The sequence below is a fragment of the Streptomyces sp. L500 genome, assembly GCF_054551825.1.
In genome coordinates, this window is sequence record NZ_JBTOLC010000091.1 from 1 (window position 1) to 5,834 (window position 5,834).

Sequence of the window (5,834 nt, forward strand, 5' to 3'; positions counted from 1 at the left end):
ATTACCCCTTTCAGGAATCAGTACCCCCGACCGGATTCGAACCGGCGCTACCGCCTTGAGAGGGCGGCGTGCTAGGCCGCTACACAACGGGGGCAAGCACTGCGCTTCTACTTTTTTCCACTCGCACCCCACTTTATCAGTGGTTTTGCGAGAGAATTTCGAAGAAGAATTCTCAGAATTCTTGGCTGGGGTACCAGGACTCGAACCTAGACTAAGTGAACCAGAATCACTCGTGCTGCCAATTACACCATACCCCACCGTAACTCCACCCCCCGGAAGGGGTCTTGTTCGGCTCGCGCCCTCCGCTCCGGCCTCTCGGCCCTCTCGGGCGGCGCAGGAAGAACATTACCCGAAGGTGGACTGGGGTCCAAAATCGATAACCCGCCTGGTGGCCGGGCGGCCGTGCGCACGCGGTGCGCGAGGGGCCCGGCGGCCTTCACCGAAGGCTGCCGGGCCCCTCGTGGCGGGACGTACGGGCGTCAGCCGGCCAGCTTGGCCAGGGCGGCGTCGACGCGGGCCAGGGTGCGCTCACGGCCCAGCACCTCGAGGGACTCGAAGAGCGGGAGGCCGACCGTGCGGCCGGTGACGGCCACACGGACGGGCGCCTGGGCCTTGCCGAGCTTCAGGCCGTGCTCCTCGCCCGCCGCGACGACGGCGGCCTTGAGGGCGTCCGCGTTCCACTCGGCCTCGGCGAGCTTCTCGCGGGCCGTGCGCAGCAGGGCGTCCGAGCCCTCCTTCATGGCCTTGGCCCAGGACGCCTCGTCCTCGACGGGCTCGTCCAGGAAGAGGAAGTCGACGTTGGCCGTGATGTCGGAGAGGACGGTCAGCCGGGTCTGGGCGTGGGGGGCGATGGCCTCCCAGGCGGCCCGGTCGAAGTTCTCGGGGGCCCAGTTGGCGTGCGGGGCCTTCAGCCAGGGCTCGCATGCCTCGGCGAACACCTTCGCGTCCAGGCGGCGGATGTGGTCGGCGTTGATCGCCTCGGCCTTCTTGAGGTCGAAGCGGGCCGGGTTGGCGTTGACGTCCTTGATGTCGAACGCCGCCACCATCTCGTCCATCGAGAAGAGGTCCTGGTCGGCGGAGAGGGACCAGCCGAGCAGCGAGAGGTAGTTGAGCAGGCCCTCGCGGAGGAAGCCACGCTCCCGGTAGAGGTTGAGGGAGGCCTGCGGGTCGCGCTTGGAGAGCTTCTTGTTGCCCTCGCCCATGACGTAGGGCAGGTGGCCGAAGGACGGGGTGGTGCCGTTGCCGACGCCGATCTCGGCGAGCGCCTTGTAGAGGGCGATCTGGCGCGGGGTGGAGGACAGCAGGTCCTCGCCGCGCAGCACGTGGGTGATCTCCATCAGCGCGTCGTCGACGGGGTTGACGAGCGTGTAGAGGGGGGCGCCGTTGGCGCGGACGATGCCGTAGTCCGGAACGTTCTCCGGGGTGAAGGTCAGCTCGCCGCGCACCAGGTCGGTGAAGGTGATCGGCTCGTCGGGCATCCGGAAGCGGACGATGGGCTCGCGGCCCTCGCGCTCGTACGCCTCCTTCTGCTCCGCGGTGAGCTCGCGGCAGGTGCCGTCGTAGCCGGAGGGCTTGCCGGCGGCGCGGGCGGCCTCGCGGCGGGCGTCCAGCTCCTCGGTGGTGCAGTAGCAGCGGTAGGCGTGGCCGGCGTCGAGCAGCTTGGCGGCGACGTCCTTGTAGAGGTCCATGCGCTGCGACTGGCGGTACGGCGCGTGGGGGCCGCCCACCTCGGGGCCCTCGTCCCAGTCGAGGCCCAGCCAGCGCATGGCGTCCAGCAGCTGCTGGTACGACTCCTCGGAGTCGCGCGCCGCGTCGGTGTCCTCGATGCGGAAGACGAGGGTGCCGCCGTGGTGGCGGGCGAACGCCCAGTTGAACAGGGCGGTGCGGACCAGGCCCACGTGGGGGTTGCCGGTCGGCGAGGGACAGAAACGTACGCGGACGTTCGCGTTAGCCACGCTTGATCACCTTGTTGGTGAGAGTGCCGATGCCTTCGATGGTGACGGCGACCTCGTCGCCGACGTTGAGCGGTCCGACTCCGGCCGGGGTGCCCGTGAGGACGACGTCGCCGGGGAGCAGCGTCATCGCCTCGGTGATGTGGACGATCAGGTCCTCGATGGAGCGGACCATGTCGCTCGTCCGGCCCAGCTGGCGCTGCTGGCCGTTGACCGTGCACATGATCCCGAGGTCGCTCGGGTCCAGCTCGGTCTCGACCCAGGGGCCGAGGGGGCAGGAGGTGTCGAAGCCCTTGGCCCGGGCCCACTGCTTCTCGCGCTCCTGGACGTCGCGCGCGGTGACGTCGTTGGCGCAGGTGTAGCCGAGGATGACGTCCTTGACGCGCTCGCGCGGGACCTCCCGGCACATGCGGCCGATGACGACGGCCAGCTCGGCCTCGTGGTGGAGGGCGCTGGAGAAGGAGGGGTAGGCGATGGCGTCGCCGGGGCCGATGACGGCGGTCGAGGGCTTGAAGAAGGTCAGCGGCGCCTCGGGGACCTCGTTCCCCAGCTCCGCGGCGTGCTCGGCGTAGTTGCGGCCGACGGCGACGACCTTGTTGGGCAGCACGGGCGGCAGCAGCCGCACCTTGCTCAGCGGGATCTTCTGCCCGGAGCGCTCGAATTCCGCGAAGGGGTGCCCCTTGATGATGTCGAGAACGGGGCCGCCTTCGGTGGAGGCGTCCCCCTCCACGACGCCGAACGCGACGTTTCCGTCAATGGAGAACCTGGCGATGCGCACGGGAGGCTTCTTCCCCTTGTCTTGCTTTGGCCGGAGTCTGACGCCCCAGGCTATCGCGGGGGGCGTGCGCGACCCGTGCGCCGCCGTGGTCCGGCGGGGTCAGCCGCCGGACGGGGTCACTCCGCGGGGACGGCCGCCACGGGCGCGGTCATCAGGACCGTGCGGCGCGGGTTGGCGGTGACCGCGGGGAGCTCCAGGGCGTGCTCACGGCGGTCGGTGTCGGCCACGCGCAGCGACTCGGCGTCCTTCAGGTGCGCGAGCGTCGTGCGACGGGGGTTGGCGGTCTTCAGGGACGGACGAGCCGACGGTGCGGTCTTCACTTGGGGGCCTCGCGTTATCGATCTCTGGGGCGTTGACTGGACGTTTTCGCCGCCTGTGCAAAGGACCAGGCTACGGCGCGCCTATCCCCAGCCGTTGGCGGGACAAGTCATGAGTTCCTTGTGAGTTTGCTCACGAACAGCCCGAAAAATACGGCATACCGGACAGCGATAACGCCTCCACGAAACGGACATTGCCGGGCTGAACCTGACGTTCCGCTCTTGATCATGGCGACTGGGACAGTCGGGGCCCTCCAAGGTCGGCTGTGCGACTCATGACAATAAGTCCGGCATAAAGGACACAATCTTCTACGGTCCGTCACCGCTTCCCTCACCCTGGGTCACGGCCTATGCCAGCACCCCCACCGGCCTTGTTGGGAGATCCGGCACTGTGCTGGAATTCCGGGGACCGCCAGGGGGGCACCGCGGTCCCCCCACGACTCGACACCGTCCCTCCGCTTCAAACCGGTGGGACGCCTGGTCCAGAGGTTGCGACGCTAGTGCAGGGACGTTTCAAGAGGGATGGCAGCGCTGCGGCGGAGCAGGAGCCGCGCGGTGCGACCGACCGCGGCACGCCCGCCGGCCCGCCGGTCGACACGGCGAACGGCGGCGAAGCCGCCGAACAGCCGAAGAAGAGTGGTCCCACGGGGCCGGGCTCGCGAATAGCCCTGCGCAACTGGCGAATCAGCACCCGTCTGATCTCGCTGCTGGCCCTCCCCGTCGTCGCGGCCACCACACTGGGTGCCCTCCGTATCGACGACGCTCTCATCAACGTCGACCAGCTCGACCACATGAAGCTCCTCACGGAGATGACGGGTAAGGCGACCCAGCTCGCCGACGCCCTCCAGGAGGAGCGCGACCGGTCGGCGGGCCCGATCATCACCAACAACGCGAAGGACGACCAGATCGTCGCGACGCGGGTGAAGGCCGACCGGGCCATCGAGGCGTTCAAGAGCACGACCCAGAAGGTCAAGCCGAACGACCCGACGATGACCGGTGTCCGGACCACCCTTGTCGACATCAGCAAGCAGCTCGACAAGATCAAGGCCATTCGCGGCAACGCGTACCAGGACTCGTCCATCGCGCAGACGGTCAACAGCTACAACGCGCTGATCACCTCGCTGCTGTCGCTGTCCCAGGACATGGCCCAGGCCACCAGCAACAGCGACATGATCACCTCGACCCGTGCGCTGGCGTCGTTCTCCTCCGCCAAGGAGTACGCCTCCATGCAGCGCGCGGTCCTCAGCGCCGCGCTCGCCAACCCCAAGGGCGCGGGCCTGTCGGCCAACGACCACCTCTACGGCAAGCAGGCCCTGGACAACGAGGAAGAGGCCCTGCGCCGCTTCACCGCCATCCGCGCCGGTGACTCCGCCAGCCTGCTGAAGGCCCTCAACGGCGGCGACACCAACGTCACCTCGGCCAACACGTTCGCCGAGCGCGCCTTCGGCAACAACGCCGACGCGCTGAAGAACGAGAAGACCAGTTACCGCGACTGGTACGACCAGGACAGCGTCAAGCTCGAAGAGATGGCGAAGATCGAGCAGACGCTGCTGTCCGAGATGGACCAGAAGGCCCTGGAGCTTCGTGACGAGGCCAACCAGGAAGCCATCCTCAACGGTGCCCTCATCGTCCTCGTTCTGGGCATCTCGCTCGTCGGCGCCTTCGTCGTGGCCCGGTCCATGGTGCGGTCGCTGCGGCGACTGCAGGACACCGCCCAGAAGGTCGCCCAGGAGCGGCTGCCCGAGCTCGTCAAGCAGCTGTCCGAGACCGACCCGCAGGACGTCGACACGTCCGTCGAGTCCGTCGGTGTGCACAGCCGGGACGAGATCGGCCAGGTGGCCAAGGCCTTCGACCACGTGCACCAGGAAGCCGTCCGCCTCGCCGCCGAGCAGGCCCTGCTCCGTGGCAACGTCAACGCGATGTTCACCAACCTCTCGCGTCGCAGCCAGGGCCTCATCCAGCGTCAGCTGTCCCTGATCTCCGAGCTCGAGAGCCGCGAGGCCGACCCGGACCAGCTCTCCTCGCTGTTCCGCCTGGACCACCTCGCGACCCGTATGCGCCGTAACGGTGAGAACCTCCTCGTCCTCGCGGGTGAGGAGCCCGGCCGACGGTGGACCCGGCCCGTGCCGCTCGTCGACGTCCTCCGCGCCGCCGCGTCCGAGGTGGAGCAGTACGAGCGCATCGAGCTCAGCGGCGTCCCGCCGACCGAGGTCGCCGGCCGCGTCGTCAACGACCTCGTCCACCTCCTCGCCGAGCTGCTGGAGAACGCGACGTCGTTCTCCTCCCCGCAGACCAAGGTCAAGGTCACCGGTCACGCCCTGCCCGACGGCCGGGTGCTGGTCGAGATCCACGACACCGGCATCGGCCTCTCGCCCGAGGACCTCGCGGCGATCAACGAGCGGCTGGCCTCCCCGCCCACCGTGGACGTCTCCGTCTCCCGGCGCATGGGTCTGTTCGTGGTCGGCCGCCTGTCCCTGCGACACGGCATCCGCATCCAGCTCCGCCCGTCCGACTCCGGCGGCACGACCGCGCTCGTCATGCTCCCGGTCGACGTGGCCCAGGGCCACAAGCAGCCGGCCCCCGGCGCCCAGGGCGGCCCCGGTGGCGCCCCGGCCGCCGGCGCGGGCCAGCAGCGCCGTCCGGTGCCGCCGCCCGGCGGCGGTCCGCGCCCGGCGATCGTGCCGCGCGGCAACAACGGCCCCGGTGGCCCCGGCGGCGGTGCCGCCGCGGGCAGCCTCTTCGACACCTCTCCGCGCGCCGGCGTCCCCGGCCCCGACGGCCGCCCCG

Annotated in this window: 4 protein-coding genes and 2 tRNA genes; 1 reads left to right on the forward strand and 5 read right to left on the reverse strand. The window is 69.4% G+C overall.

Annotated features, from left to right (window positions below):
• Positions 1–21 precede the first annotated feature (21 nt).
• The 5 genes from ACX9I7_RS32225 to ACX9I7_RS32245 form a co-directional block, all read right to left on the reverse strand.
• A tRNA-Glu gene (locus tag ACX9I7_RS32225) sits at positions 22–94 on the reverse strand.
• An 88-nt stretch (positions 95–182) separates the two neighbouring features.
• Positions 183–257 (reverse strand) — tRNA-Gln (locus tag ACX9I7_RS32230).
• 222 nt (positions 258–479) lie between these two features.
• On the reverse strand, positions 480–1,955 hold the full coding sequence (gene gltX / locus ACX9I7_RS32235) for a glutamate--tRNA ligase (protein WP_387565728.1): 1,476 nt from the start codon (positions 1,953–1,955) through the stop codon (positions 480–482).
• The gene (locus ACX9I7_RS32240; RefSeq protein ID WP_387565731.1) at positions 1,948–2,730 is read right to left on the reverse strand and encodes a fumarylacetoacetate hydrolase family protein; all 783 of its coding nucleotides are present in this window, start codon (positions 2,728–2,730) and stop codon (positions 1,948–1,950) included. Before ACX9I7_RS32240 ends, gltX begins: the two co-directional genes overlap by 8 nt.
• A gap of 116 nt (positions 2,731–2,846) precedes the next feature.
• Positions 2,847–3,050, reverse strand: coding sequence for a hypothetical protein (locus ACX9I7_RS32245; protein ID WP_387565734.1), 204 nt, complete (start codon positions 3,048–3,050; stop codon positions 2,847–2,849).
• A 497-nt stretch (positions 3,051–3,547) separates the two neighbouring features.
• On the opposite strand from ACX9I7_RS32245, the gene ACX9I7_RS32250 reads away from it, so the two are divergent.
• On the forward strand, positions 3,548–5,834 hold a 2,287-nt coding region (locus tag ACX9I7_RS32250), incomplete at its 3' end, for a sensor histidine kinase (protein WP_459389345.1).